Source organism: Streptomyces sp. NPDC048751, assembly GCF_043198595.1.
Lineage (GTDB): Bacteria > Actinomycetota > Actinomycetes > Streptomycetales > Streptomycetaceae > Streptomyces.
On the sequence record NZ_JBICUX010000001.1, the window covers coordinates 469,940 to 495,348 of the forward strand.

The window sequence follows — 25,409 nt, forward strand, 5'->3', positions numbered from 1 at the left end:
AGGAATGCGCCCTCCGTCGGCGTGACGCACAGCCTGTGTGGCCGCGGTGTCTGCCACGCTGGCCGTGGTTCTCGTGCTGCCCGTCACCACGCACGCCACCAACGACGCCTGGATCCAGCACGCCCTGCGCTGCGTGCACGCCTGCATGGCCGAGGGCGGATGTCCGGCTGGCGGGGGGTCTCAGCCGCGGTCACCGTCGCAGTGGTCGGGGGCGATGGTGTGCAGGATGCGCTGGCCGATGTGGGCGAGCTGTTTGACCTGTGCCTTGGTCAGCGGGTCGAACACCAGGCGGCGCACTTCCGCGACGTGGCCGGGAGCAACGCTGACGATCTTCTCGTACCCCTCGTCGGTCAGGGTGGCCAGGGTGTAGCGGCCGTCGGCCGGATCGGGCCGGCGATGGGCGTACCCCTTGCGTTCGAGCCGGGCCACGACCTGGGACAGGCGAGAGAGCGAGCCCTCGGCGAACGCGGCGAGCGCGCTCATGCGCAGTTCCCGCTCCGGCGACTCGGACAGCGCCGCCATCACCCCGTACTCGAAATGCGTCAGACCTTCGTCGCGCAGTTGGGTGTCGAGCGCGTGTTCCAGGCGCCGCATGATGCCGACCAGTCCGAGCCAGGCGCGGCGCTCCTCTTCGTCGAGCCAGCGCGGTGCCTCGTCAGCGGGGGTGTTCGTCATGCCCTCCAATGTACCGACGATTCACGCTTGAAGTGAATCCAACTCTTCTTCACTTGAAGCCTGAAGTCATTGCCGCTACTTTTCAGTTAACGCTTTAAGTGACTGCCCGGGGTTCCGAGCAGCGTCGAAGCCTTGAGGAGTTCCTCCATGAAGCTGCTTGTACTCGGTGCTACCGGTGCCACCGGGCGCCTGCTCGTCGATCAGGCCCTGGCCGCGGGGCACACCGTGCGCGCGCTCGTCCGCTCACCCGAGAAGCTGGATGCTCGGCCCGGCCTCGACGTGGTTGCCGGGCAGGCCACCGACGCCGGTGACGTCACGCAGGCCATGGCGGGCGTCGGCGCGGTGATCAGCACGCTCGGCGCCACCGGCGGATCCGTCATCACCGACGCCACGCAGGCCGTCATCTCCGGAGCCGCCACCACCGGTGTCAGCCGGTTCGTGGAGATGTCCTCCTTCGCCGTGCTGCGCGAGCGCCTGAGCGGACCCGCCAAGCTCATGTCCAGCACGGTCATGGGCGCCATGGTCAAGGACAAGGCGATCGCCGAGGACGCGTTGCGCGCCAGCGACCTCGACTACACCCTCGTCCACGCCGTCCGCCTCACCAACGGCCCCGCCACCGGGGTCACCAGGCTGCTGCCCGGGTCAGCGACCTTGCGCATGGGGGACACCATCAGCCGCGCCGACGTCGCCGCCTGGATGCTCGCCGCGCTCACCGACCCCACCACCAGCCGGAGTTCCGTCGTGATAGCCGGCTGACCCCACCCGCTTCCCCGCCCTGTCCCCCTTCGAACCGGAGAATCACCATGAGCCACCAGCTCGTCGCCCGCCCGGCCCGCCCCAGCGGCCTCGTCGTCACCGGCGGTCTGATCGGCACCGTCGCCGTCGCCGTCGCCGTCAACGCCGTCGTCGCCGCGATAGCCCACGCCGCCGGCGCCTCGGACGACTTCCAGCCCCTCCAACTGTCCGCCTACGCCCCCCTCACCGTCATCGGCGTCCTGGCCGCCGCTGCCGCCTGGGCGATCATCCGCGCGCGCTCGGCACGCCCGAACCGGCTACTGCGCACCCTCGTGCCCGTCGTCCTGGTCGTCAGCCTGATCCCGGACGTCATGGTCGGCGTCTCCGCCAGCCGGCCCGGCACCAGCTGGGGCGCCGTCATCGCCCTAATGGTCATGCACGTCGTCGTGACCGCCGTCGCCGTCCCCGCCTACCACCGACTCCTGCCCCTCCCCACCACCCAGCACTGACCCCGCATCCCGCCGCGGCGCCCCGGCGTTCCTTGCGTGCTGTCGGATTTTTGAGCATGTCGACGGCGGCTTGCGACGGTGGTGACTTCCGAACTCGAGTGCGGCGGCGTGGGATGGGACCGCTGCGCGTGCTCGCCGCAGACCGGTCCTGTCCCGCTCGCGACCGACTCACCCACCTGCTACCGAGGGAACCAATCATGGCGATCATCACCGTGTTCGGCGCGACCGGCTACGCCGGCGGCCACATCATCGACGAGGCTCTGCGCCGTGGACACGAAGTGCTCGCGGTCAACCGCACCGGCTCCGCCGAACTTCGTCCCGGCCTCACCCCAGTCGCCGGATCTCTCGACGACGAGGCTCTCCTGGGCGACCTGGCGGTCAAGTCCGATGTGCTGGTCGTCACGGTCCGCAGCAGCCTAGACGGCACGCCGTTCCTGCCCCCTCTCATCCCGTCACTCCTCAAGGCGGCCGCCGAGGGCGGCGCCCGGCTCGGCGTGGTGGGCGGCGCGGGCAGCCTGCACGTGACGGAGGGCGGCCCGCGGCTGCTCGACACCATCGATCTCCCGGAAGCCGTCAAGGCCGAGATAGTCGCGCACGCCCAGACCCTGGACGCGCTGCGGGTGGCCGACACCGACGCAGACTGGTTCTACCTCAGCCCGGCCGCCCAGTTCGGAGCCCAAGCCCCCGGTGAGCGCACCGGCACCTACCGCGTCGGTGGCGACGTGCTGCTCTCCGACGCCGAGGGCAAATCCTTCATCTCCGGTGCCGACTACGCCATCGCCCTCCTCGACGAGATCGACGAGCCTGCTCACCACCGGACACGGTTCAGCGTCGCCTACTGAGCGGGGCGGGGCCCGGCACCCCGGCTTCTGCGGCGTGCCCTTCGTCGCCGTCGCCCCGGCGCCCGAGCGCCTGCGCGGCCGAGTCGGTCGACGATGTCCCGCAGACGTGCCGCGCCGTGGGAGAACTCCACAATTCGCGGGTCTCCGCCGCACCTTCGGACACCACCCGGCGCAGACGGCACACGTCTTCATGCGCGCGAGCCGTACCAGAAGCTGCCCGGCTTCTTGGCGCCACGGCCACGGCCGACGTGTTGTCGCTCGGGGCTGTCACCGCCGCGGCGGCCTCACCCGCGACTCCTCCGGGCACGTCGGCTTTGGCATGGGCAACCACCGTCGTGGCCCGCTTGGAGGCCGAGGCGGTGCCGACCGCGCCGGCCGGCCGCGTCGAGCGCGTCGAACTCATCGGGACACCGCACCGCCACCCCGACAACACCCTGCGCTCGTGGGCGTCCCCGCCTGTGCGCGTCCACAGAGTGCGACGAGACAGGGCGCGGTCGATGTCGTCGTCACACCGTGGCGTGTCAGGCGTTCCAGGGGTCCGTACGCAGGTGGCGGTCGAAGAAGCGCTCGATCAGCGCGGGAGTCAGCCGCACGGAGCCCTCGGCGTCCGGGAAGCGCGAGGACCGCACCGTGGCCGTCATGGGGTTCAGTTCCCAGGCGCCGGTGTTGAGGAGGCCGTGGTCGGCGCCGTGCACCAGCAGCAGATGGGACTCGGCGCCCGCGGCGACCAGGGTGTCGTGGAGGCGGCGGCTCTGGGCTGGGCCGATGAGCAGGTCGGCGTCGCCGTGCAGGAGCAGCACGGGCGGCACCCGCGGGTGGACCTGCCTGGCTGGGCTGGCCTCAACCGCGGCGGCGGCCCGGTCCGACGGCCGGCCGCCCAGCAGACCCCACGCCGGATCGGAGTGATCGACGCCCAGCATTCCACCGGGCAGAGCGTCCTCATTGAGCCGGAGCAGGTCGCTCGGGGGATAGCCCGCCACCACCGCGCGTACGCCGGGCACCAGGGGGGAGCCGTCGGCGTCGGTGGCGAAGGCCGTGAGCAGGGCGAGGTGCGCGCCGGACGAGCTGCCCCACAGGCCGATCGACGCCGGGTCCAGGCCGTGGGTGTCCGCGAGGTCGCGCAGGCGGGCCAACGCGGCCTGGACGTCGCGCAGTTGCGCGGGCCAGACGGCGACCTCGGAGGAGCGGTACTCGATGTCCGCCATGGCGTATCCGCGTTCGGCGAACAGCCGGGGCAAGTGGGGGCCGTAGCCCCGGCGTTGATGGCGCCAGCCGCCACCGGGCAGCCATACGATCACGGGGGTGGGGGCCGTCGAGGACGTCGTGGGCAGGTACAGATCCATCCGCAGGTCCGCGCCCGGTGCCACGCCGTATGCGATGTCGCGCACCACCCGGACGGGAGTCGGGTCGACCTTCTCGGGCGGGAGCGGTGCCTGGCTGAGCCCTTCCATGAAGCGGCCCATGACGGCGGTGTTGTTCGCCGCCACGGCCGTCAGGTCCACGGTGTGCGGCTGCTGTGCGGATTCACTGATCACCTGCTGGTCCTGTCTTGGTCATGGCGAGAAGGGGGAGGGCACGGCGCTTGTGTTCACGGTGTTCGTCGAGCCGTTGCCGGTAGTGCGGTGCGAGCCGGTCCGGAGTCCAGTCGAAGTCGTCCGCCAGCCGCACGTCCACCGCGGACACACCGGGCAGAGCCGTGAGCCGGACCTGGGCCTCGCTCGCGAACGAGCCGATGAGCACGCAGCTCGGCTCGGTCACGCCGACGGTGACCGCGATGTGCTGACCGCCGGCGCCGTCGTCCTGCACGCGGATGTCACCGACGAGTCCCATGTCGTCGAGTCCGGCGGGGACTCCCGCGGTGATGCTGCACGGATCGAGGATCTCGTTGAGCGTCGCGCGGACCTGGGCTTCCGTGACCGTCATCGGGCACCGGCCAACGTGTCGTCGACCGGGGCGACGCGTCCGCCCCACGGCTTCTGGAATTCGGTGGTGTCGAACTCGTCGCCGCGGATGCGCTCGCGGAGGTCCTTCTCGTCGATGCCGTGCATCCGCAGGAAGTTGCGGCCGAGGATGTCGGCCTTGATCTCCTTGGTGAGCTCGGGCAGCCCGTACTCCTCGATCAGGTCACGGGGCATCTCGAAGTTCCAGAACGCCTCGATCGCCGGCCGGGGGTGGACGGCGTCGCAGCCGGTCGCCCAGATGATCCGTTCGGCGGCGCCGGCCTGCAGGAAGGCGCCCATCGCCTGGGCGAAGCGGCGGGGCGCGTAGACCGCCATGAACGACGTCGCCTCCAGGTTGACCCATATGTTGCGGAAGGACTCCAGCTGAAGGGCCGTCTCCTCGACGAAGGCCATGCCGCCGTGGACGACTTCGAAGGTGAGGTCGGGGAAGGCCAGCGCGGCGGCTTCCACGTCGCTCATCCCGAGGGCGGAGGTCGGCCCGGGCCCGACCGGGAGGGCCTTGTGGATGGCCACGACCTTCAGACCGTGCTGCCGGGCCCGCTCGAACAGCGGGAAGCAGATCTCCGGGTCACCCATGTCCAGCGCGGTCACCCGGCCCTCGACGACGTCGATCGGATAGAGCTTGAGGGCGTTGACCCGGTGCTTCTCCACCAGCTCGTCCACCCGGTCCAGGGCGCCGGGGCGCAGCGGGGACACCGCGCCGTAGATCAGCACGCGCTCCGGCCACTTCTCGCGCATCTCGAGGCCGAAGCTCAGCGCCGAGCCCCCGTCCCGGAAGTGGCCGTAGATGGGCGTCTCGTGGTAGGCGATCACGTCTGTCTGGCTCTCCGCGAGCAGGGCCCGGCCGATGATGTCAGCGCCCGCGCCCTGCATGTAGGTGGAGCGTTCGAGGGTGTACTCGGGGCCGCTCACCCGCTTGTGCAGGCCGTAGAGGTGCTCGCCGATGGCCGCCCCGATGTGCGGATTGACGCAGTTCTCGGGCCGGAAGTTGTAGTTGTGGGCCACGCCCTCGACGACGAGGAAGTCCTCGATCACGGTCGTTCTCCTTTGGTGTCACGGGTGGCAGAGGCGCTCACGCGATCAGGTCCTTCAGGCCTTCCAGGGCGCGGGAGGCGAGTCGTTCGTCGGTCTCGGCGTCGGCTCCGCCGACGCCGACGGCACCGATGACCTCGCCGTCGTCCACGGTGATGGGCACCCCGCCCGGTACGGCGAGGAGGCCGGCGTCGACGAGGTGCACGGGCGCGACGGCCATCGCGGGGGAGGCGGCAAGAGCGGCGAACTTCGAGGTCGGCAGGCCGGTGACGGCGGCGGTATAGGCCTTGCGGCGCGCGGTCTCGATCCCGATGGGGCCGACTCCGTCGTCGCTGAGCAGCACCTTGGTGATGCCGCTGCGGTTGACGACCGCCACGCAGATCCGCGCCCCCTCGGCCCGGGCCGCCTCCAGCGCGGCCTCGGCCGCCCCGTAGGCGATGGCGTACGACAGCGGTTCCCTCATCCCGCGGTCCTCTCATGGAGCGGGGCACCGGAGGCTGCCGGGATCCCGCGGATCAGGTCCGAGGCCTTCTCCGCCACGGCGATGACGGTGGCGTTGATGTTCGCGCCGGGCACGGTCGGCAGCACCGACGCGTCGACGACGCGCAGCCCGTCGATGCCGCGTACCCGCAGGTCGGGGTCGACGACGGCGGTCTCGGAGGTTCCGATGCCGCAGGTGCCGCAGGCGTGGTTGGCGGAGTAACCGGTCTCGCGCAGATAGCGCTCGAAGTCGGCGTCGGTGCGCACGTCGGGGCCCGGTGCGAGCTCCGCCCGGATCATCGGGGAGACCTCCGGGCTGCGCAGGACGGCCAGCGTGGTGCGCACGGTCTCCCGCAGCGCGGCGACGTCCTCCTGCTCGGTGAGCAGGTTGAAGGTGATCCGTGGCGGTGCGGCCGGGTCGGCGGAGCCCAGCCTGACCTCGCCGCGGCTGCGGGGAGTCGCGACGGCGTTGAGGGCCACGCAGTGCCGATTCTTCAGCGGCCGGATGCCGGGGAACCACGGCCGGGCGTCGAAACCGCCGCCCAGGATGCCGAGAAACCCGTCGGGACGGTCCAGGCCGGGGCGGGTGCGAATGTATGCGGAGAGGAACTCGGGCATCCCGGCCAGCGGACCGTTCCCCGTGAGCAACCAGCGGAGCGCGCCCACCGCCGCGCGGTCGAGGCGCAGGTGCTCGTGGAAGGTCACCGGATCCTTGACGTCGAACAGCACGGGAGCCGCCGGGTGGTCCTGGAGGTTGGCGCCGACGCCGGCCAGGTCCGCCACCGGTTCGATGCCGTGCTCGCGCAGGTGATCCGCCGGTCCGATCCCCGAACGCATCAGCAGCTGCGGCGAGTTGTAGACACCCGCGCAGACCACGACCTCGCGGGCCGCCCGGATCACCCGGCTCTGTCCGCCCTTCACGACGCGGACGCCCGTGACGCGTCCCCGGTCGAGCACGAGCGCTTCCACCAGCACCCCGGTGAGCAGTGCGAGGTTGGGGCGTCGCCGCAGCGCGGGGCGCAGGTACGCGGCGGCGGTGCTGTGCCGTCGCCCGCGGTGGATGGCGTTCTCGACCTGGCCTGCTCCGGTGGGGTCCCCGCTCTGGGTGTCGTCGGGGAACTCGACGCCCAGCGACCGGGCGGCGCGGTCCAGACGGCGACCGAAGGGACCTCGCCGGACCGTGGTCGACACGGTGACGGGTCCATACCCGCCGTGGTGCTCGGTGTCCCCGCGCCAACTGCTCTCCGAGCGGCGGAAGTACGGCAGCAGGTCATCCCAACCCCAGCCCGTCGCACCGGACTTGACCCAGTCGTCGTAGTCGAGACGGTGCGCGCGGACATGGGTCGAGCCGTTGATCGATCCGGTGCCGCCGACCAGCCGGCCACGCGGGACCGGGATACGCCTGCCGTTCAGGCCCGGCTCGGGCTCCGACTCGTAACCCCAGCCGATGTCCTTGCGTCCCGACAGCAGCCCGACCCCGAGGGGCAGCTGAACGAGCAGGCCGCGGTCCGCGGGCGGGCCGGCCTCGATCAGCAGCACCCGTGTACCGGTGTCCGCGGACAGGCGCGCGGCGAGGACACAGCCGGCCGTACCCGCACCGACGACGACGTAGTCGTACTCGGCGCCCTGCCCGGCGCTCATACGGAGGGTCCTGCGGTGGGTCCGGACATCTCGTCTCCTTCGGCTCTGGAGCGAACGCGCGCTGGAGGAGCTACGGAAAATCGCGGGGAGGCGGTCGCCGGCTCGGCACGTTCTCAGGTGTTGATCGCGAGGTGTGGCGGAGTCCGTGAGCGGGTCGTCACCTCGGTGCCGGGTCACCGTAACAAGGGCGTCCGGCGATCCGACAGGGGTCTGCAAGTAATTCATCAAACCAGGTAGGAGCCATTGACAGTTTTTCATCAGAGCCGTACAACGGCATGAACGCCTCAGTGGCGCACATCGCTCGCGGTGCCCGTCCGTCCCTGTCCGAGCGTGCCGGAAGAGCCGCCGCACGCTCGTGCCGTGACGCCTCACGACAGCGCCAGGAAGCCTCGACCGCGGGCTGTCCGCCCCCTCGGACGGCCCTCTTCCACGCCTCCCCACTGCCTCAACGCCGAGGAGATGGTCCACATGACCGACACGACCGTGCCCGACACGGGGACCGGCTACGGCCGTAAGCCCTCCTCCCACGACGCCCGCCTGACCGAGGTCGGCCCCGGCACCCCGATGGGCGAGGCGCTGCGCCGCCACTGGCAGCCGATCGCCAGCTCCACCGCCCTGACCAGCGACGTTCCGCACCGCGTGCGCCTGCTGGGCGAGAACCTGATCGTCTTCCGGGACGGCCAGGGCCGCCCCGGCGTCGTCTTCGAGCGGTGTGCGCACCGCGGCAGCAGCCTCTTCTACGGCCGCATCGAGGAGGATGGCATCCGCTGCTGCTACCACGGCTGGAAGTTCGACGTGCAGGGCCACTGCCTGGACCAGGCCTGCGAACTCGACGGCGGCAAGCGCCGCAATCTCGCACGTCAGCCGTGGTATCCGGTGGAGGAGGCCTACGGCCTGGTCTTCGTCTACATGGGCCCGCCCGAGCTCAAGCCCCCGCTGCCGCGCTACGACAGCCTCGAACCCCTGGGCGAGGGCGAGAGCTACCACACCAGCTGGATGGTGCCCGGCGCCGAGGTCATCGGCCTGGAGCAGGACTACAACTGGCTCCAGCTGTTCGAGAACGCCGTCGACCCCGTGCACGCGGCGTGGCTGCACTCCAACCACAGCGGGTTCCAGTTCCAGGGCACCGGCACGACCGGCTTCCCCGAGCACTACTACGACCACCGCACCGCCGCCGAGCGCACCACGTACCACCGCACCGACAACGGCGTGAAGTACATCTGGCGCTACCAGGACGCCAAGGGCGAGGGCGGCGCGCCCGTCGACCTGGAGTGGTCGGTGGAGTGCATGCTGCCCAACATCATCGCCCTGCCCGACTTCATCCGCTCGACCCCCGACGTCCGCAACGACATGCTGATCTGGGTCGTCCCCGCTGACGACACCCACCACCGGCTGGTCTTCTCCATCCGCTCCGCCGACCCCGAGCGGGCCACGTCCTTCATGTTCGGCATCAAGCAGAACGGCAAGGACGGCTGGCTGCTGAGCGAGGAGGAGAAGCAGCGCTTCCCCGGCGACTACGAGGCCCAGTGGTCACAGGGCCCCATCACCCAGCACTCCGAGGAGACCCTGGCGCCGTCCGACAAGGGCGTCGTCATGCTCCGGCGCATGCTGCGCACGATGCTGGACGACGTCGAGGCCGGACGCACCCCGCTCGGCGTCGCCACCCCCGGCGAGCCGGTCCGCCATGTGGAGGCCGGCCTCGTCACCCGGCCGGAGGCGCCCACGGGGACGGACCGGGCGGCAGCGCCCACGACGGCAGGGGCGTGACCGAAGCGTGAGCACCACCTGGACGGACGCGGTCGTCGTGGCCCGGTACGACGCCACGCCGAGAATCGCGGTCCTCGACCTCGCCCGGGCCGACGGCGACGAGCTGTGGGAGTACGAGCCCGGCGCCCACATCGACGTACAGGTCGGTACGGCGGGACTGATCCGGCAGTACTCCCTGTGCGGACCGCCGGACATCCGCAAGCAGTACCGGATCGCGGTCCTCGACGAGCCCGCCTCGCGCGGCGGTTCACGCGCCATGCACACCCTCGCCGAGGGCGACACGCTGCGCATCGCTGCACCGCGCAACCGCTTCGGCCTGACGTCCGCGCGCCGACACGTGCTTCTCGCGGGCGGCATCGGCATCACCCCGCTGCTGTCGATGGCCCAGAGCCTCGACGCCACCGGCGGCGACTACCACCTGCACTACTGCGCCCGCAGCCGGAGCGAAGCCGCTTTCCTCGCCGACCTGGAGAACCATCCGCGGGTCACCCTCCACTTCGACGACGAACCCCCGGAGCAACGCCTGGACCTGGGACGCGACTTGGGAGACCCCACTCCCGGGACCGCGGTCTACGTCTGCGGCCCTGGCGGGTTCATGGACTACGCGCTGGGGCGGGCGGCCGAGCTCGGATGGCCCGCGTCCGCCCTGCACAAGGAGCGCTTCAGCGCCTCGCCGGCGGTCGCGGCCGAGCCCGGTGGGGGAGGGGAGGGCGGATTCACCGTGCGCCTGTCCTCCACGGGAGCGGAGTACCTCGTCCCCGAGGACCAGAGCGTCCTGGACGTCCTGCTGGCGAACGGCGTCGACGCGCCCAACTCGTGCGGACAGGGCATCTGCGGCGAATGCATCGTGCGGGTGCGCGCCGGCGAGCCCGACCACCGGGACGACGTCCTGACCGACGAGGAGCGCGGGGAGGGGCTGTTCACCCCGTGCTCGTCCCGGTCGAAGTCCCCGATCCTGGAGCTGGAGCTGTGACCACCTCTTCGACCGTGGCGAAAGACCTCGCCGTCCCCGCCTCCACTCCCGCCACGGTCGAGGAGGCCGAGGCCGCCTGGCTCGCCGCACAGACCCTCCCGGACCCGGAACCGGTGCTCCGCGCCCTGATGCATCCCGACTGCGTCATCGTGCACTCTGCGGTGGGCTACATCCACGGCGTGGACGACTGGCTGCGGTACGCGGCACGCCTGGGCCGCACCAGTCAGGTGGACACCCATGACGTGACCGTCCAGCGCTTCGCTACCACGGCCGTGGTCAGCTGCCTCCAGGACATGCGGGTCGCCTTCGTGCCCGAGCTGAGCCCGTTCGTCATCCAGGCCGCCGTCACCCGGGTCTGGGTGCGCTCCCCGTCGGGCGGCTGGCAGCTGGCGCACCTCCAGATGGCCCGGCGGCTGCCGCCCGGCTGAGCGGCGTACGGATTCCCGGAACCGGGGATCCGGGGGTCGTCAGTCGAGGTCGCTGCGGAATTCACCGTGCGCCTGCCGCTCGCGGAGTTCTTCGACGTGCTTGAACAGCTCGGCGGCTCGCTCGTCCTCGGCGGTCGGGCGAGTCCCGGGCTCTTCGCGTGTCAGCGTGTGCACCCACCGCGGGTCCTCGTGCGCCCAGTGGACGTAGCGCCGCGCGGCATCCGCGAAGGTGCGGGTCTGGCTGACGCGTATGGACTCCTCTAGCCACTGATCGCTCAGCGCCTCGTACAGCCCGCGTTTGCCCCCGAAGTAGTAGGTGATCAGCTGATGGCTGACGCCGGCCGACTCCGCGATCCGCACGACCCGGGCTCCGTCGAAACCATAGGTGGCCACCCAGTGGGAACTGGATCGGCGATCGCGGCGCCGACTTCACCGGGCCGGGAGATCGGCTTCGGGCGCCCTGAACCGGCTGGTTCAGAAGTCGTTGTCGGGGATCGCCATGATGTCGCTCGCACCTGCTCGGATCCGGGCGGCGAGTGCCTCGGTCTCGGGCAGCAAGTAGGAGCAGTAGAAGCGTGCGGTCCGCAGCTTGTTCCACAGGAACGTCGGATCCGCCGGGGAGTCCTGCAGCGCCTTGCTCGCCGTGTCGGCCATCTTGGCCCACATGAAGCCGAGAGAGAGGTGGCCGACCAGGTGGAGGTAGTCGCACGCCGCCGCCGCCATGTCCTCGGGGACGGCTTTCCACCGGGGCATTTCCTCCTCGGTCAGTCGCACGGTGAGATCCAGGGCCCGTCGTACCGCGCCCGCGATGCCCGTCAGATCGTCCCTGCCCTGCGCGTCGATCAGGTCGAGGGTGTCGCGGATGATGTCGAAGTACAGGCCGAGAGCGTGGCCGCCGTCCCCGACCACCTTGCGGGCGACGAAGTCCATCGCCTGTATACCGTTCGTGCCTTCTCCGATCCGCAGCATGCGGACGTCGCGGAGGTACTGCTCGGCGCCGTTGTCCCTGATGTAGCCATGTCCGCCGTAGCACTGCAGGGCGGTGTCGGCGCAGTCGGTCGCCTTGTCGGACAGGAAGGCCTTCACGACGGGCGTGAGCAGGGAGACCACCGCGTCGAGGGCCCGTTCCTCCAGCGGGTCGGGGTGCGCCTGAGCGAGGTCGAGGTTGAGGCTCGTCCAGAAGCACAGTGCCCGGCCGCCCTCCACCAGGGCTCGCATCGTCATCAGCATGCGGCGGACGTCGGGGTGCACGATGATCGGGTCGCCGGCGAGCTCGGGGTACTTCGCGCCGGTCACCGAGCGGCCGGCGAGGCGTTCACGGGTGTAGGCGAGGGCGTTGCGGTACGCGGCCTCGGAGACACCGACGGCGCAGGCGCCCGTGGCGAGACGCATGTGGTTCATGATGATGAACATGCTGGACAGTCCGCGATGCGGGGCGCCGACGAGGAAGCCGGTCGCGCCGTCGAAGTTCGTCACGCACGTCGGGCTGGCGTGCAGGCCGAGCTTCTTCTCCAGCGAGCCGACGGAGAAACTGTTGCGTTCCCCGAGGGCGCCGTCGGGGGCCGCCAGGTACTTCGGGACCAGGAAGAGACTGATGCCCTTGACGCCCGGCGGCGCGTCGGGCAGCCGGGCGAGCACGAGATGGACGATGTTCTCGGTGAGGTCGTGATCGCCCCAGCTGTTGAACATCTTCGTGCCCGTGAGCCGGAAGGAGCCGTCGTCGTTCGGCTCCGCCCGGGTGCGCAGCAGGCTCAGAGCCGACCCGCACTGCGGTTCGGTGAGCGACATGGCCGTGGCCCATTCGCCGGTGACGATCTTCGGCAGGTACCGGGACTTGATCTCGTCGGAGGCGTGGCGGCTGATCACCTCGTAAGCGCCGGGTGAGGTGAGGGGGGCCATGGCGAAGGAGAGGTTCGCGCCGGCGAGCATCTCCTCGACGATGGTGTAGAGGATGCCGGGCATGCCGTCCCCGCCGTCTTCGGCACGGCAGGTCAGCGCGGGCCAGCCGCCCTCCACGAAGGTGCGGTAGGCGTCGGCGAATCCGGGTGCGGACACGACCCCGTCGGGCCCCAGTGCGGCGCCCACCCGGTCGCCTTCCTCGTTCAGCGGGCCGACCTCCTTGGCGGCGAGTTCGCCGAAGGCGTCGACCGTGGAGGACAGGAGGTCCTCGTCGAGGTTCTCGAAGCCGGGGAACAGCGTGTGGCGTCCCACGGCAAGGACGTCGTTGAGGACGAACTTCATGTCGTCGATCGGGGGGTGGTAGGCGGGCACGAGGTTCCTCTCGAGTGGTGCGCCGCGGAAGCGGCCGGCCGTTCTGCTTCCTTCGGGCGGGGACGGGTTCAGCCGGACCCCGCGGTGGCTTCCCTGGCCGGTGCTCCTGTTTCACGAAGGCGGCGGCGGTTCAGCTTGTTGGTGGCCGTCCGGGGCAGCGACGGCACGAGGTGGAACTCCCGCGGCCGCTGGTAACCCGACAGCGTGGACGCGGTCATGAACGCCGCGAGCGCCTCCTGCGTCAGCGACGGATCGTCGGTGACCACGAAGGCGTGCACCAGCTGGCCCCACTCCGGATGCGGCAGACCGACCACGGCCGCCTCGCTCACCGACGGGTGGCTCAGCAGCACCTCTTCCACAGCGGCGGGCATGATGTTGATGCCGCCCGAAATGATCATGTCGTCGCTGCGGCCCTCCAGGAACAGGAATCCGTCCTCGTCCAGCCGGCCCAGGTCGCCCGAGCGCCACCACCGGCGGCCGTCCGTGTCGACGGGGAACATCTTCTCCGTCAGGGCCTGGTCGCCCCAGATGCCCTCGGCCACGGTCGGCGAGGTGGCCATCACCTCGCCCACCTCACCGGCCGGCAGGGCGTCGTGGGAGGTGCCGCCTGGCCGGACGATGCGAATCTCGGTGTCGAGGAACGGGCGCCCCACACTGCTCAGCCGCTCGCCGGCCATGTCCTCGGCGAGGTTGACGGTGACCATGCCGAACGTCTCGGTGGCGCCGTAGGCCTGGACGACGTTGGGCGAGACCGTCTCCCGGATGCGGCGCAGGGTGGTGAGGTCCATGGGTTCGGCGACGAACTGGGCCTGGACGACGCTGACGTACGTGTCGGCGTTCGATTCCAGTGTCAGCAGTCTGCGCCACATGGTCGGGGTGAGCGACACGTGCGTGATCCGCTCGCGCCGTATCGTTTCGAGGTATGCGGGCAGGTCGAAGCTCTCCAGGAAGACGCAGCACGAACCGGCGTTGAGGAACGGCACCCATGTCGCGTAGCAGCCGGTGAACGCGGTGCTGTACGGCGCGATCACTCGTTGCCCGGGGCGCAGACCCGGGTACATGCCCTGGGCGGTCCGGGCCGCGTCCAGCATCCCGCGGTGGGTGTGCACCACGCCCTTGGGCAGGGACGTCGTGCCTGACGACAGGATGATCACCGCGGGGTCGTCCTCGGTCGGCACCGGCAGATCCCGTGCCGGTGCGAAGTCCGTCAGGTCCCGGGGGACCTCCACTCGCGAGGACGACGATGCGGAGGCCGGGGCGCCCGACCGCAGAGCGACTCCGGTCAGCGGGCCGGCGCAGTCGTTCGCCATCGCCTCCATCACCGGTTCGAACGAGGCGTCGTACAGCACGAGGCCGATCCCGAACTTCCCGCACAGCCGAGCCTGTAGTTGCGGCGATTCACGGGCGTGGAACACCACTGGGATGGCGCCCGACCGGACCACTGCGAGCCACGCCACCAGGTGGACCGTCGACGGCACCGTCAGCAGCGCCACCCGCTCGCCCGGCGCCACGCCTTCGGCCCTCAACAGCGACACCATGCGGCGTGACGCCTCGTCCAGCTCCCCGAACGTTAGCCGCGAGATGCTGTCCACCACGGCCTCGGAATCCCGGAACGACCGCGCGACGCGGTCGAACGCGGCGCACATGGTCAGCGGACTAGCCGTAGACATTCCTTGCTCCTTCCCGCACACCCTCAACGCGGCTGTCGGCCTGCGCCTCGCGGCCTGCCTGAGATGTCAGTGCACCCGGTCGGTGCCGATCAGGACGAACGCCATCCGGGCACTCTCCGTGCCACGGTTGCGCCACGCGTGCCGTGTCCGTTGCTGGACGACGATGTCTCCCGCTCCGAGCTGGGCCGGTTCGCCGTCTTCGAGTTCAAGCCAGATCTCCCCTCCCAGGACGACGGCGTAGTCCACGGTCTGTGTGGTATGCATCCCGGGGTTGTCCATCTCGAAGCGCTCCGCGAGCCCCGGCAGGTGCTGGAACTGCTCGGCGCCGGCGGCCGGGAAGTCGAAGCCGGGCGCCGCCATCACCGAGTCCGGCGGGAAATCCACCACGCACAACACAGTGTGGCCCGGTTCCGGATGCAACGACGTCCCTGCCGGCGCTGCTTCTTCCACGTCGACCTCGGGGGAGGGCGCGGTGGCCCAGATGACCGCGGACGTCATGCCGGGTACCGCCTTGAACTCGTGCTCCGTGGGGACGGGGCCGTCGCTGAGGACCGTGGACCTGCCCTCTCGCACGCCTGTCACCAGCCGTCTGATCGCCATGTCAGTCACTCCTCGTACGTGGTGGGCGCCGGTCTGCCGGTGGCTTCGGTGGCCACCGTCGTCGCGACCGGTGCGGTGGGGTGCTCGCCGCGCAGCACGCGGCGGCGGATGATCAGGGCGGTGGCCAGTCCGCCAGGCCCGTCAGGGTGATGAGCCAGAAGTGCCACGATGCGTGGCCGGCCGTGCTGAAGGACAGGGCGACGAGCTTCGTCGCGCCGCAGGGGAGAGCGAAAGCCGCGGCGAAGGGGAAGCGGATGCCAGTGCGCGCAGGTGTCGAGGTGGGTCGGGGAGGTACGCACAGCGGCTCCTCGGCGACGCGCAGGGGATTGCTAGGGCACCACCACGACGTTGACGAACCCGCCGGGCCGGGCTCCCACGAACTGCAGTGCGTCATTGACCTCGGACAGGGGGTACGTGCGGTGTTCGAGGAACGACAGGTCGATCACCCCGGCGGCGACCATGTCGATCATGTGGTCGATCTCCGCCGCGTTGAACCACACGGATCCGGCGGCGTGGACGTCGTTCATCAGCACGTCCATGTAGGGCTGACCGACATCGCCCACGACACCGCCTGCCACCAGGACCGCGCGCCCGCCGGCCTTGATGGCTCGGATGAGGGTGTTGGTGCCCTCGGCGTCGCCGCCGACGCCCAGGCAGTCGTACATCATGTCGACGCCGAGGTCGCCGGTCCGTTCCCTGGCCCAGCCCACGAGGTCGGTGACCTCCTCAGATGAGACCGTCTCGACCCTGCTGGGGGCCATCTGCCGTACACGCTCAAGCAGTTCGCGGTTGCGTCCGACGCCCAGCACCTTTGTCGCACCCATGCCGAGGGCGATCGCCACCGCGGCGACACCGAGCGTTCCCGTCACTCCGTTGACCAGCAGGGTGCTGCCCGGGCCGAGGTTGCCCTTGAGCAGAGCGGCGAAGGAGGTTCCGATGTAGCCGAACCGGGACGCGGTCAGCAGGTCGATCGACTCCGGAAGCCGAGCGGCCTTGGTGTGGGGCGCCACCACGTACTCGGACAGACCGCCCAGCGGGTACTGGTCGAGCCACTGGCCGCCGGCCACGGTCGGGGACATGTATCCGCGGAAGTAGCCGTTCTGGCACAGGTCGGTCCGCCCCCGCCTGCACTGGTGGCAGGTCTCACAGGTGTGCCAGGGGTCGACGTAGACACGGTCTCCCGCCTTGAGCCCGACCACGTGCGTGCCCACCGCCTCGATCGTCCCCGCCACGTCGAGCCCGAACACGCCGGGCAGTGTCGGCAGGGCGAAGGGAGTGTACCCGCTGGCCACGTTGAAGGTGTTGGGTACGAAGCCGCAGGCGGCGACCTTGACGAGGACGTCCTTCGGGCCTGGAACCGGCTTCTCGGCGGTACCGACCTCAAGCGGTTTGCCCGGTGTGACGAGACGGGCAACGTTGATGTTCGTCATGCGGTGAACCTCACTGTTCGGGACGAATCTCCAGGCCCTCGGGCAAGTGAGCGTTCCGCGCGTCAGTCGCTTCTGTCAATACTTGAGACCGAATATCGAACCGTGCCGCCCGATCCTGTTCCGGCGCAGCCCGGGGCGTCTGTCTGCGCCTCTTCCTCGACCGACCTTCACCCCTCCAAGGGTGAAGTAGACCGATTATCGGTCGGTTGTTGCTCGATTATCGTTCCATGGGTAGCCTCGCTGTCCAGATGGGAAGTGATCAGATGAACGCAGCTCGGATCGGCGGCCTGGGAACCCTGTCTCTCGAGGGGAAAGTCGCTGTGGTGACCGGCGGAAGCAGCGGCATCGGCGCCGCGACCGTTGGCCGGCTGGCGGAACAGGGCGCATCGGTCCTGGTCGGGTTCCACCACGGGGCGGAGCGGGCGGCTGAAGTGGTCGCCCGGCTGCCGGGAACAGGACATCGCCACCTGGCAATGCCGATCGATGACTCGCCGCGGTTGAGCGAGGTCGCCCGGCTTGTCGAGAGCGAATATGGCAGGTGCGATGTCCTGGTCAACTCCGCCGGTGTCACGCGAAAGGTGGCGCACACGGATCTGGGCGCATTGGACGACGAACTGTTCGACTCGCTGATGCGGATCAACGTCCGTGGCCCGTTCGCCGCGGTACGGGCCTTCGCCCCGCTGATGCGGAGCACGGGCGAGGCGACCGTGATCAACGTGTCCTCGATCTCGGGCAGCACCGCATCGGGGAGCAACATCGCCTACTGTGCCGCGAAGGCCGCTCTGGACAACCTGACCATGTCGCTCGGGCGCGCTCTGGGCCCCGCGATCAGGGTGATCGGGGTGGCTCCTGCCGCGGTGGACACCGCGTTCGTCCCGGGCCGTGACCGCCAGGCGGTCCTTGACCAGGCGAGGGACACCCCGCTCCAGGTCGTCGTCGCCCCGGACGACGTGGCGGTCGCCGTCGTCGGAGCCGTGACCCATTTCCGGACGGCCACCGGGACCACCTTCGTCGTGGACGGAGGGAAGCACCTGTGAGCCCGCCGTTCCTCCCCCTGCCGTTCGGCGTGTTCTCGGTGGGCGCCCAGCGGCCCAGGGTGGGCGTCGCGGTCGGAGACAGGGTGTTGGATCTCGCGGCAGCCCTCGGCGACCCGGTCTTCGACCACCCGAGCCTGAACCCCTTCCTGGCGCGGGGCCCGGCGGCGTGGTCGGAGACCAGGGCGACCCTGCTTCACGCGCTGAACGGCGGCGGCCCGGGGACCGAGGCCCGCATGGAGCCGTACCTGATCCCGAAGGAGCAGGTGCGGCTGCACCTGCCGGTCGAGGTCGCGGACTTCGTCGACTTCTTCTCCTCGATCGAGCACGCGAGCAACGCCGGCCGCATACTCCGGCCGGGCGAGGCACCACTGAAACCGAACTGGCGGCATCTCCCGGTCGGTTACCACGGCCGGGCAGGCACCGTGGTGGTGGACGGGACACCGGTCCGACGGCCCCGTGGGCAGTACCGGGCCGTGCCCTCGGACGCACCCTGTTACGCCCCGACCGCCAAGCTGGACATCGAGGTCGAACTCGGCTTCGTGGTCGGCGCCGGCTCGACGCTCGGGAAAGTCGTCACCGTCGACGAGTTCGAGCAACATGTCTTCGGCGCCGTGCTGTTGCTGGACTGGAGTGCCCGTGACATCCAGGCGTGGGAGTACGTTCCGCTCGGGCCGTTCCTCGGCAAGTCCTTCGCCACCACCATCAGCCCCTGGGTGATCCCCCTGGAATCGCTGGCCGCCGCCAAGGTCGAGCCGGCGCCGCAGGACCCGCCGCCCCTGCCTCACCTGACGGGCACCACACCCTTCTCCTACGACGTCACGTTCGAACTACGGCTCAACGATCATGTGGTCTCCACCCCGAGCTTCGCGTCGATGTACTGGACGCCGGCCCAGCAGCTCGCGCACATGACCTCCAACGGTGCCTCGCTGCGTACCGGCGACCTCTACGGGACGGGAACGGTCTCCGCCTGGGACGCGTCGGGATACGGCAGCTTTATGGAACTGACCTGGAACGGTCGGCAGCCCATGGAGCTGCCCGGTGGCGAACGGCGGGGGTTCCTCCAGGATCACGACGTGGTCGCCGCCTCGGCTACGGCGACGGCACCGGGCGGTGGCCGCGTCGACTTCGGGCAGGTCAGTGGCCGTGTGCTCCCCGCGTCCGACGAACGGACGACACCCACGAGAGGTTTCGATGACTGAGACACAGGTGAAAACCGCGCTGCCTTCGGACGGGCCGACGGCTTCCGGGCTGCGGTATCTCTCCGGATTCGGCAATCACCATGCCACGGAGGCGGTGGCGGGTGCGCTTCCGGAAGGACGCAACGCGCCGCAGCGAGCGCCCCTCGGGCTGTACGCGGAGCAGATCAGCGGTACCGCGTTCACCGCACCGCGCCGGACCAACCGGCGCAGCTGGGTGTACCGGCTCAGGCCGTCCGCAGCCCACCCCGCGTTCACCCCCATCGGGTCCGGCCACCTGCGGACCGCGCCCGTCCGGGACGAGCCCCTGAACCCCAACCGACTGCGCTGGGATCCCCCGCCCATGCCGACGGCGCCGACCGACTTCGTCCAGGGGCTGTTCACCATCGGCGCCAACGGAGATGCCGAGGCGCAGACCGGCGTCGCGATCCACCAGTACACGGCCACGGCATCCATGACCGAGCGCTACTTCGTCAACGCCGACGGGGAGATGCTGCTCGTTCCGGAGTCGGGCACCCTGCTGTTGCACACCGAGATGGGCGTTCTCCACGTGTCGCCGGGGGAGATCGCCGTGGTGCCGAGAGGCATCCGCTGGCGTGTCGTGCTGCCGGACGGCCAGGCCCGCGGCTACGTCCTGGAGAACTACGGCGCGATGCTGACGCTCCCCGAACTCGGCCCCATCGGTGCGAACGGACTCGCCAATCATCGTGACTTCCTCGCGCCTGTCGCCGCGTACGAGGACACCGACGGCAGTGTCGAGGTGGTCCAGAAGTACGGCGGCGGGCTCTGGGCCGCCCAGTACGATCACTCGCCGCTGGACGTGGTGGCCTGGCACGGGAACTACACGCCGTACAAGTACGATCTCGCCAAGTTCATGGTCGTCGGCACCGTCAGCTTCGACCATCCGGATCCCTCGATCTACACCGTCCTCACATCGCCGAGCGAGGTGCCCGGGACGGCCAACGCCGACTTCGTGATCTTCGCCCCGCGCTGGCTCGTCGGTGAGGACACCTTCCGCCCGCCGTGGTACCACCGCAACGTCATGACCGAGTTCATGGGGCTGGTGCACGGTGTGTACGACGCCAAGGCGGAGGGCTTCGTCCCCGGCGGCTCGAGCCTGCACAACTCGTTCACTTCGCACGGCCCGGATGCCAGCACCTTCCGCGAGGCGAGTACGCGCGAACTCAGGCCGCAGAAGATCGACGACACGCTCGCCTTCATGTTCGAGACGCGTCTGCCCCTACAGCTCACGTCGGCCGCCGTCGGCGCCCCTCATCTGCAGACGGACTATGACGCTGTCTGGGAGGGGCTCGCGAAGGGCTTCCCCGGCTGACCGGGCTGTCGCCGGATGCCCGCAGTACGCAAGACCCCCGACACCCCTGTCCGATATTCGGTCGGGGGTGTTCGTGTGCCTCGGTGGGGACGGTATGGTTGTCGCCATGGCTGAGATCTCGAAGACCGCCGACCAGGCCCTTGCCGTGCTGCTGGCGGTCGGTGAGGGCCAGCCGTGCACCCCCGCTCAGCTGGCCCGCGATCTACGGATGAACCGTACGGTAGTGCATCGGCTGCTCGCGACCCTCCACCAGCGCGGCTTCGTCATCCGGCAGGACGACGGTTACGCGCCGGGTGTCGCGCTGCTCCGACTCGCCGAGCGCGTGCAACCCGATCTCGCGACGCACGGAAGAACCGCCGCGGCGAAGCTGCGCGAATCGATCGGCGAAACCGTTGTGATGCACGTCCGGGACGGCGACGACGCCGTTGTCCTCCTGCAGGCCGTCTCGGACGAGCATGTCGTGCGTGTCGAGCACAAAATCGGGTCCCGTCATTCACTGCTCGCGGGCGCCAGCGGCCGTGCGATCCTCGCCTTCCTCGATCCCAAGGCCGTCGAGCGCATCACCGGTCAGGCGGAGGATCCCGAAACGGCGCGCCGTCAACTCGAGGGCGTCCGGCACGTCGGTTACGCCTTGTCGCACGACGAGCTTCAGCTGGGCGTCCACGGAATCGCCGTACCGGTCCTCGACGGAAGCGAACAGGCCCTCGCCAGCCTGGCCGTTCTCGTGCCGACGAGTCGGACCGGCTCCGTGACGCAGCACATCGGTGCCCTGCTCGAAGCCGGGGCGCAGCTGTCGGCCGAGCTGGGACGCGTCAGCAGCCCTTGAACTCCGCCGCGTGACAGCCATCTCCGGCCGCTTCAGCCATGAGCGCGGCTGATGACCGCGGCGGCCTCCCGAAGAAACCTCGCCTTGGCCTGGGCCGTGTGCGCGGGCAGCCGGTAGTAGGGCGCCGCGATGGCCAGGGCGGCGACAGGCTCACTTGTGTGATCGCGAACCGGCACCGCGAGCCCGTTCATGGCGGGCTCGCTCTCGTCGGCGTTGAACGCGAACCCCTCGGCGCGGACCTCGGCCAACTGCCGTTTCAGTTCGGGCCACGTCGACTTCGTCGCGCCGGTCAGTGCGGGCAGTCCCTGCGGGAAGAGATCAAGAAGGTCCTTCTCCGGCAGCTGCGCCAGCAGCACCTTGCCTGCCGCCGTGGCATTGGCCGGCAGTACCACGCCCGTGCGCAGGCCCACACGGACCGCCTGGCGGGATTCCACGCCGTCCACGACCCGGGTCGAGTTGCCTTCGAGGATGACCAGACTCACCGTCTCGCCGAGCTGGTCGCACAGGCGCTCCATGGGGCGCCGTGCGTGACGCCGGACATCGGCCCTGCGGATCGCGGCCGCGCCGATCTCCAGCAGCGCCGGCCCGACGATGAACTCGGCGTGGTGCGCCGGGTTGCGCTGCAGGAAGTTCTCCGCGGTGAGCGTGGTCACCAGCCGGTGCGCCGTCGACTTCCCCACGCCCAGGTGGTCGCTGATCGACGGCAGAGTCACTTTGCCGTCCTTGTGTGCCAGGGCGATCACCCGCAGGGCGTTCACGACCGAACTCAGCGTTGGTGCCGCTCCTTGGGACCGTGCGTGCCGCATGGAGGAATATTAGGCGACCTGATTCCGCGATGTTCCGGAACTCGGCCCTGGCTCGTAACGTCACCGACACACCACATCCGCTTGTTTGCGGAGAAACACCCCTGACCTGCGGAAAGGAGTGCTGTGTCTGATTCCATCGGGCAGGGTGAGGCCGTCGGCCACGACGTCATCGTCTCGGGTGCCGGCCCGGTCGGTCTGACCGCGGCCCTGGTGCTGGGGCGGGCCGGCAAGCGCGTACTGGTGCTGGAGTCGGAAGCGGAGCCGGCCACACAGTGGCGGGCCTCGACCTTCCACTCACCGACCCTGGAGCTCGCCGAGGGGCTCGGCCTCATCGACGACATGCTCGCCGAGGGGCTGGTGGCTCCCACCTACCAGTTGCGCGACCGCACCGGCGGTCTCATCGCCGACTTCGACTTCTCCACCCTGTCGGACGTGACCCAGTACCCGTACCGTCTGCAACTCGAGCAGTACAAGTACGTACGGATGCTGCTCGACAAGCTTGCCGACGAGGAAACCGTCGAGGTCCGTTTCTCCCACCGGGTGACCGGCCACCGGGTCACCGGTCCGGCCTCGGTGGACGTGCGGGTGAGCGGTCCCTCCGGCGACCTCTCCGTCACCGGCGGCCACCTCGTGGGCGCCGACGGGGCGCGCAGCACGGTCCGGCAGGACCTCGGCGTCGAGTTCGAGGGCATCACCTACGAACACCGCTACCTGCTGCTGGGCATCGACGCGCCGCTGGAGGAGTACTTCCCCGGCATCTCCTACGTCAACTACGTCTCGGACCCGACGGAGCACATGATGCTGCTGCGGATACCGGACTGCTGGCGCGTGATGTTCGAGGTCACCGACGGGCCCGCGGACGACGAGGTGGTCACGGACGAGTTCATCGAAGGACGCCTCAAGGCCCTGCTCGACCCGCATCCGATGCCGCAGGTCCTCTCGCGGCAGGTGTACCGGGTCCACCAGCGGGTGGCCGCGGAGTTCCGCCGCGGGCCCGTGGTGCTCATCGGAGACGCAGCACATGTGAACTCGCCGATCGGCGGACTGGGGCTGAACTCCGGCGTCCATGACGCCTGGACCCTGGGCCGGACCCTCGCCGGCGCCCACGGGGCGCCGGACCTGGACTCCTGGGCGGAGCAGCGCCGGCAGGTCGCTCTGTCCGAGATTCAGCGCATCACTCATCGCAACACCCGGGACCTGTCCCTGGACGAGGGTGAGGCCCGCGACGCGCGGTTGGACGCACTGCGTGAGATCTCCCGCGACCCCCGTCGGGCCAGGGAGTGGATGCTCGAAGCCTCCATGATCGCCAGCGCCCGCCGGCAGAACCTGGTTCCCGAACGATTGATCAAGACGGGCGGCGACTCCGTCACCATCACCTGACCGACCCCGCCACCAGTTGTCGACCAAGGAGTTGACCATGTCGACCAAGCCGTCCATCGCGCTCATCGGTGCCGGGCACGCCGGCCTCGTCCTCGCGCTCGGGCTCCAGGACAAGGGCTACCAGGTCACCCTGGTGTCCGACCGGACCCCGGCCCAGATCGCCACCGGCCGCATCACCTCGACCCAGCTGCTGTACCCGGCCGCCCGCGGCATCGAGCGGGAGCTGGGCCTGGACTTCTGGCAGCAGTCCGCACCGCCGGCCGAGGACCTCCAGGTGACGGTCACCGGCCCGGACGGAGGCCTGGACTTCACCTGGAACGCGCAGTACCGGCCGGGGCCGTCCACCTCGGTGGACTACCGGGTGCGGGTCCCGTACTGGATGAACACCTTCCGCCGCCGCGGGGGACGCCTGCTGATCGCCTCGGTGGATGTCGCGGAGCTGGAGTCCCTGGCCGCTTCGCACGACCTCACCATCATGAGCACGGGCAAGGGCGAGATCGGCAAGCTGTTCGAGAAGGACAAGGCCCGATGCACCTATGACACCCCGCAGCGGTACATCTCGGCCGTATATGTCGACGGCCTGCAGACGGGGCAGCGACTGGCCACCGAGGTCACCGTCATCCCCGGCGTCGGCGAGGTGTTCTTCTTCCCCGTCCTCACCATCACCGGACCCGCCGATCTGCTGATGTTCGAAGGCAGGATCGGCGGCCCGATGGACTGCTGGGACGGCATCGACACGCCCGCCGACTACCTGCGACAGGCGAAGACCGTGGTCAGCAAGTTCGTGCCCTGGGCCGCGGACCGTGTCGCCGACGTCACCCTCACCGACGACAACGCCGTGCTGCGCGGCTGCTACCCGCCCACCGTGCGCAAGCCCGTCGCCACGCTCCCGTCGGGGCGGAAGGTGCTGGGCATGGCGGACCTCGTCGTGCTCAACGACCCGATCACCGGTGAGGGCGCCAACAACGCCGTCAAGTGCGCCAGGACCTACCTGGAGGCGATCGTCGAGCACGGCAGCGAGCCCTTCGACGAGGCGTGGATGAACCGGACCTTCGACACCTACTGGGACTACGTCCAGTGGGCCACCGCGTACACCAACATCACGCTGGAGGGCCCGCAGCACGTGCGCGACCTGGTCCGGGCGGGGACGCGGTCGCAGGCCATCCGGCAGTGGCACGCCGACTCCCGGAGCGACCCGAAGGAGTTCTTCCCGGCCTGGGCCGATGCCGACGAGGCGCAGGCCTTCATCGCCAAGCACACCGAGCCGGCGGTCACGGGCTCATGAGCAGCGCGGTGAAGACCCCCATGGCGGACACGCACCCCGGCATCGACCGCGCCGCGATGCGCTCCGCGATGGGGCGCTTTGCCACCGGCGTCACGGTGATCACCAACACGGTGGGCGAGGATGTCCACGCCATGACGGCGAATGCGTTCATGTCGGTGTCCCTCGACCCGCTGCTGGTGCTGGTCTCCCTGGGGAACAACGCCAGGATGACGGCTCGGCTGGCCGAGTCGGACCACTACGGGGTGAGCATCCTGGCCCATTCCCAGGAGTCGGTCGCCCGGCGGTTCGCCGGCAGCAGGCACCCGATGCCGCCACCGCAGTTCGAGTGGCTCGGCGGGGTGCCGGTGATCGCCGGTTCGCTGGTGCAGCTGACCACCCGGATCGTGGGCCGGCAGCCGGCCGGGGACCACACCCTGTTCATCGGGCAGGTGGAGCACCTTCAGATGCGCGACGGAGAGCCGCTGCTGTTCCACACCGGGGCCTTCAAGCTCGTCCAGGTCGGTGTCAACGAGACACTGTGGGAGTGTTGAGC

26 protein-coding genes are annotated in these 25,409 nt (G+C 69.9%); 13 read left to right on the top strand and 13 right to left on the bottom strand.

What is annotated here, in order from left to right:
• Positions 1–180 precede the first annotated feature (180 nt).
• On the bottom strand, positions 181–675 hold the full coding sequence (locus tag ACGFNV_RS02085; protein ID WP_393618627.1) for a MarR family winged helix-turn-helix transcriptional regulator: 495 nt from the start codon (positions 673–675) through the stop codon (positions 181–183).
• 147 nt (positions 676–822) lie between these two features.
• On the opposite strand from ACGFNV_RS02085, the gene ACGFNV_RS02090 reads away from it, so the two are divergent.
• The 3 genes from ACGFNV_RS02090 (at position 823) to ACGFNV_RS02100 (ending at position 2,761) form a co-directional block, all read left to right on the top strand.
• Positions 823–1,431, top strand: coding sequence for an NAD(P)-dependent oxidoreductase (locus ACGFNV_RS02090; protein ID WP_393618629.1), 609 nt, complete (start codon positions 823–825; stop codon positions 1,429–1,431).
• Between the two features lie 47 nt (positions 1,432–1,478).
• Positions 1,479–1,919, top strand: a complete 441-nt coding sequence (locus ACGFNV_RS02095) for a DUF6069 family protein (RefSeq protein ID WP_393618630.1) — start codon at positions 1,479–1,481, stop codon at positions 1,917–1,919.
• Positions 1,920–2,116: 197 nt separating this feature from the next.
• Positions 2,117–2,761, top strand: coding sequence for an NAD(P)-dependent oxidoreductase (locus ACGFNV_RS02100; RefSeq protein ID WP_393618633.1), 645 nt, complete (start codon positions 2,117–2,119; stop codon positions 2,759–2,761).
• Between the two features lie 521 nt (positions 2,762–3,282).
• Here the strand turns inward: ACGFNV_RS02100 and ACGFNV_RS02105 are convergent.
• The 5 genes from ACGFNV_RS02105 to ACGFNV_RS02125 are packed head-to-tail and all read right to left on the bottom strand — an operon-like array spanning position 3,283 to position 7,875.
• Entirely contained in the window at positions 3,283–4,296 is a 1,014-nt protein-coding gene (locus ACGFNV_RS02105) for an alpha/beta hydrolase fold domain-containing protein (RefSeq protein WP_393618634.1), read from the bottom strand.
• A complete protein-coding gene (locus ACGFNV_RS02110; RefSeq protein ID WP_393618635.1) occupies positions 4,286–4,684 on the bottom strand; it encodes a metal-sulfur cluster assembly factor in 399 nt (132 codons plus the stop codon). The genes ACGFNV_RS02105 and ACGFNV_RS02110 overlap by 11 nt, the downstream gene beginning before the upstream one ends.
• Positions 4,681–5,757, bottom strand: coding sequence for an amidohydrolase family protein (locus tag ACGFNV_RS02115; RefSeq protein WP_393618636.1), 1,077 nt, complete (start codon positions 5,755–5,757; stop codon positions 4,681–4,683). Before ACGFNV_RS02115 ends, ACGFNV_RS02110 begins: the two co-directional genes overlap by 4 nt.
• A gap of 37 nt (positions 5,758–5,794) precedes the next feature.
• Positions 5,795–6,217, bottom strand: a complete 423-nt coding sequence (locus ACGFNV_RS02120; RefSeq protein WP_393618637.1) for a heme-binding protein — start codon at positions 6,215–6,217, stop codon at positions 5,795–5,797.
• The gene (locus ACGFNV_RS02125; protein ID WP_393618639.1) at positions 6,214–7,875 is read right to left on the bottom strand and encodes a GMC family oxidoreductase; all 1,662 of its coding nucleotides are present in this window, start codon (positions 7,873–7,875) and stop codon (positions 6,214–6,216) included. Before ACGFNV_RS02125 ends, ACGFNV_RS02120 begins: the two co-directional genes overlap by 4 nt.
• A gap of 468 nt (positions 7,876–8,343) precedes the next feature.
• On the opposite strand from ACGFNV_RS02125, the gene ACGFNV_RS02130 reads away from it, so the two are divergent.
• From ACGFNV_RS02130 to ACGFNV_RS02140, 3 genes are read left to right on the top strand one after another with little or no spacing between them, the layout of a single operon-like run.
• Complete coding sequence (locus ACGFNV_RS02130; protein ID WP_393618640.1) at positions 8,344–9,642, top strand: Rieske 2Fe-2S domain-containing protein; 1,299 nt, start codon at positions 8,344–8,346, stop codon at positions 9,640–9,642.
• Positions 9,643–9,649: 7 nt separating this feature from the next.
• Complete coding sequence (locus ACGFNV_RS02135; RefSeq protein ID WP_393618642.1) at positions 9,650–10,615, top strand: PDR/VanB family oxidoreductase; 966 nt, start codon at positions 9,650–9,652, stop codon at positions 10,613–10,615.
• On the top strand, positions 10,612–11,043 hold the full coding sequence (locus tag ACGFNV_RS02140; protein ID WP_393618644.1) for a nuclear transport factor 2 family protein: 432 nt from the start codon (positions 10,612–10,614) through the stop codon (positions 11,041–11,043). Before ACGFNV_RS02135 ends, ACGFNV_RS02140 begins: the two co-directional genes overlap by 4 nt.
• 39 nt (positions 11,044–11,082) lie before the next feature.
• Here the strand turns inward: ACGFNV_RS02140 and ACGFNV_RS02145 are convergent, their stop codons facing one another.
• The 6 genes from ACGFNV_RS02145 to ACGFNV_RS02170 form a co-directional block, all read right to left on the bottom strand.
• Positions 11,083–11,436 carry a TetR/AcrR family transcriptional regulator gene (locus tag ACGFNV_RS02145; RefSeq protein ID WP_393618645.1) on the bottom strand — a complete coding sequence of 118 codons (354 nt, stop codon included), beginning with the start codon at positions 11,434–11,436 and terminating at the stop codon, positions 11,083–11,085.
• An 81-nt stretch (positions 11,437–11,517) separates the two neighbouring features.
• Entirely contained in the window at positions 11,518–13,314 is a 1,797-nt protein-coding gene (locus ACGFNV_RS02150) for an acyl-CoA dehydrogenase C-terminal domain-containing protein (RefSeq protein WP_393618646.1), read from the bottom strand.
• A 68-nt stretch (positions 13,315–13,382) separates the two neighbouring features.
• Positions 13,383–14,984 (bottom strand): class I adenylate-forming enzyme family protein, encoded by a 1,602-nt coding sequence (locus tag ACGFNV_RS02155; RefSeq protein WP_393618648.1) that lies wholly within the window; start codon positions 14,982–14,984, stop codon positions 13,383–13,385.
• Between the two features lie 66 nt (positions 14,985–15,050).
• A complete protein-coding gene (locus ACGFNV_RS02160) occupies positions 15,051–15,584 on the bottom strand; it encodes a cupin domain-containing protein (protein WP_393618650.1) in 534 nt (177 codons plus the stop codon).
• A gap of 5 nt (positions 15,585–15,589) precedes the next feature.
• Positions 15,590–15,751: a hypothetical protein gene (locus ACGFNV_RS02165; protein WP_393618651.1), complete on the bottom strand. Its 162-nt coding sequence runs from the start codon at positions 15,749–15,751 to the stop codon at positions 15,590–15,592.
• A 162-nt stretch (positions 15,752–15,913) separates the two neighbouring features.
• Positions 15,914–17,014 carry an alcohol dehydrogenase catalytic domain-containing protein gene (locus ACGFNV_RS02170; protein WP_393618652.1) on the bottom strand — a complete coding sequence of 367 codons (1,101 nt, stop codon included), beginning with the start codon at positions 17,012–17,014 and terminating at the stop codon, positions 15,914–15,916.
• A gap of 323 nt (positions 17,015–17,337) precedes the next feature.
• On the opposite strand from ACGFNV_RS02170, the gene ACGFNV_RS02175 reads away from it, so the two are divergent.
• From ACGFNV_RS02175 to ACGFNV_RS02190, 4 genes are all read left to right on the top strand, one after another.
• Positions 17,338–18,051 (top strand): SDR family NAD(P)-dependent oxidoreductase, encoded by a 714-nt coding sequence (locus ACGFNV_RS02175; protein ID WP_393618654.1) that lies wholly within the window; start codon positions 17,338–17,340, stop codon positions 18,049–18,051.
• Entirely contained in the window at positions 18,048–19,250 is a 1,203-nt protein-coding gene (gene fahA / locus ACGFNV_RS02180; protein WP_393618655.1) for a fumarylacetoacetase, read from the top strand. The genes ACGFNV_RS02175 and fahA overlap by 4 nt, the downstream gene beginning before the upstream one ends.
• Positions 19,243–20,580, top strand: a complete 1,338-nt coding sequence (gene hmgA / locus ACGFNV_RS02185) for a homogentisate 1,2-dioxygenase (RefSeq protein ID WP_393618656.1) — start codon at positions 19,243–19,245, stop codon at positions 20,578–20,580. The genes fahA and hmgA overlap by 8 nt, the downstream gene beginning before the upstream one ends.
• 94 nt (positions 20,581–20,674) lie before the next feature.
• Positions 20,675–21,406: an IclR family transcriptional regulator gene (locus tag ACGFNV_RS02190; RefSeq protein WP_393618658.1), complete on the top strand. Its 732-nt coding sequence runs from the start codon at positions 20,675–20,677 to the stop codon at positions 21,404–21,406.
• Positions 21,407–21,438: 32 nt separating this feature from the next.
• Here ACGFNV_RS02190 and ACGFNV_RS02195 read toward each other — a convergent pair whose 3' ends face one another.
• Positions 21,439–22,212 carry an IclR family transcriptional regulator gene (locus ACGFNV_RS02195; RefSeq protein ID WP_393618660.1) on the bottom strand — a complete coding sequence of 258 codons (774 nt, stop codon included), beginning with the start codon at positions 22,210–22,212 and terminating at the stop codon, positions 21,439–21,441.
• 123 nt (positions 22,213–22,335) lie between these two features.
• Between ACGFNV_RS02195 and ACGFNV_RS02200 the strand changes: the two genes are divergently transcribed.
• Genes ACGFNV_RS02200 through ACGFNV_RS02210 form a run of 3 tightly spaced genes read left to right on the top strand, consistent with a single transcriptional unit; the run spans position 22,336 to position 25,407 of the window.
• Complete coding sequence (locus ACGFNV_RS02200) at positions 22,336–23,592, top strand: FAD-dependent oxidoreductase (RefSeq protein ID WP_393618661.1); 1,257 nt, start codon at positions 22,336–22,338, stop codon at positions 23,590–23,592.
• 37 nt (positions 23,593–23,629) lie between these two features.
• The gene (locus ACGFNV_RS02205; RefSeq protein ID WP_393618663.1) at positions 23,630–24,877 is read left to right on the top strand and encodes a styrene monooxygenase/indole monooxygenase family protein; all 1,248 of its coding nucleotides are present in this window, start codon (positions 23,630–23,632) and stop codon (positions 24,875–24,877) included.
• Positions 24,874–25,407 carry a flavin reductase family protein gene (locus ACGFNV_RS02210; RefSeq protein ID WP_393618664.1) on the top strand — a complete coding sequence of 178 codons (534 nt, stop codon included), beginning with the start codon at positions 24,874–24,876 and terminating at the stop codon, positions 25,405–25,407. The genes ACGFNV_RS02205 and ACGFNV_RS02210 overlap by 4 nt, the downstream gene beginning before the upstream one ends.
• The last annotated feature ends 2 nt before the right edge of the window (positions 25,408–25,409 follow it).

What these genes read in the sequence shown, in the direction of transcription:
- ACGFNV_RS02110 (WP_393618635.1), bottom strand. Translation starts at nt 4,684, where the DNA reads ATGACGGTCACGGAAGCCCAGGTCCGCGCGACGCTCAACGAGATCCTC.
- ACGFNV_RS02095 (WP_393618630.1), top strand. Translation starts at nt 1,479, where the DNA reads ATGAGCCACCAGCTCGTCGCCCGCCCGGCCCGCCCCAGCGGCCTCGTC.
- ACGFNV_RS02090 (WP_393618629.1), top strand. Translation starts at nt 823, where the DNA reads ATGAAGCTGCTTGTACTCGGTGCTACCGGTGCCACCGGGCGCCTGCTC.
- ACGFNV_RS02155 (WP_393618648.1), bottom strand. Translation starts at nt 14,984, where the DNA reads ATGTCTACGGCTAGTCCGCTGACCATGTGCGCCGCGTTCGACCGCGTC.
- ACGFNV_RS02100 (WP_393618633.1), top strand. Translation starts at nt 2,117, where the DNA reads ATGGCGATCATCACCGTGTTCGGCGCGACCGGCTACGCCGGCGGCCAC.
- ACGFNV_RS02160 (WP_393618650.1), bottom strand. Translation starts at nt 15,584, where the DNA reads ATGGCGATCAGACGGCTGGTGACAGGCGTGCGAGAGGGCAGGTCCACG.
- ACGFNV_RS02130 (WP_393618640.1), top strand. Translation starts at nt 8,344, where the DNA reads ATGACCGACACGACCGTGCCCGACACGGGGACCGGCTACGGCCGTAAG.
- ACGFNV_RS02190 (WP_393618658.1), top strand. Translation starts at nt 20,675, where the DNA reads ATGGTTGTCGCCATGGCTGAGATCTCGAAGACCGCCGACCAGGCCCTT.
- hmgA (WP_393618656.1), top strand. Translation starts at nt 19,243, where the DNA reads ATGACTGAGACACAGGTGAAAACCGCGCTGCCTTCGGACGGGCCGACG.
- ACGFNV_RS02205 (WP_393618663.1), top strand. Translation starts at nt 23,630, where the DNA reads ATGTCGACCAAGCCGTCCATCGCGCTCATCGGTGCCGGGCACGCCGGC.
- ACGFNV_RS02120 (WP_393618637.1), bottom strand. Translation starts at nt 6,217, where the DNA reads ATGAGGGAACCGCTGTCGTACGCCATCGCCTACGGGGCGGCCGAGGCC.
- ACGFNV_RS02125 (WP_393618639.1), bottom strand. Translation starts at nt 7,875, where the DNA reads ATGAGCGCCGGGCAGGGCGCCGAGTACGACTACGTCGTCGTCGGTGCG.
- ACGFNV_RS02085 (WP_393618627.1), bottom strand. Translation starts at nt 675, where the DNA reads ATGACGAACACCCCCGCTGACGAGGCACCGCGCTGGCTCGACGAAGAG.
- ACGFNV_RS02170 (WP_393618652.1), bottom strand. Translation starts at nt 17,014, where the DNA reads ATGACGAACATCAACGTTGCCCGTCTCGTCACACCGGGCAAACCGCTT.
- ACGFNV_RS02210 (WP_393618664.1), top strand. Translation starts at nt 24,874, where the DNA reads ATGAGCAGCGCGGTGAAGACCCCCATGGCGGACACGCACCCCGGCATC.
- ACGFNV_RS02195 (WP_393618660.1), bottom strand. Translation starts at nt 22,212, where the DNA reads ATGCGGCACGCACGGTCCCAAGGAGCGGCACCAACGCTGAGTTCGGTC.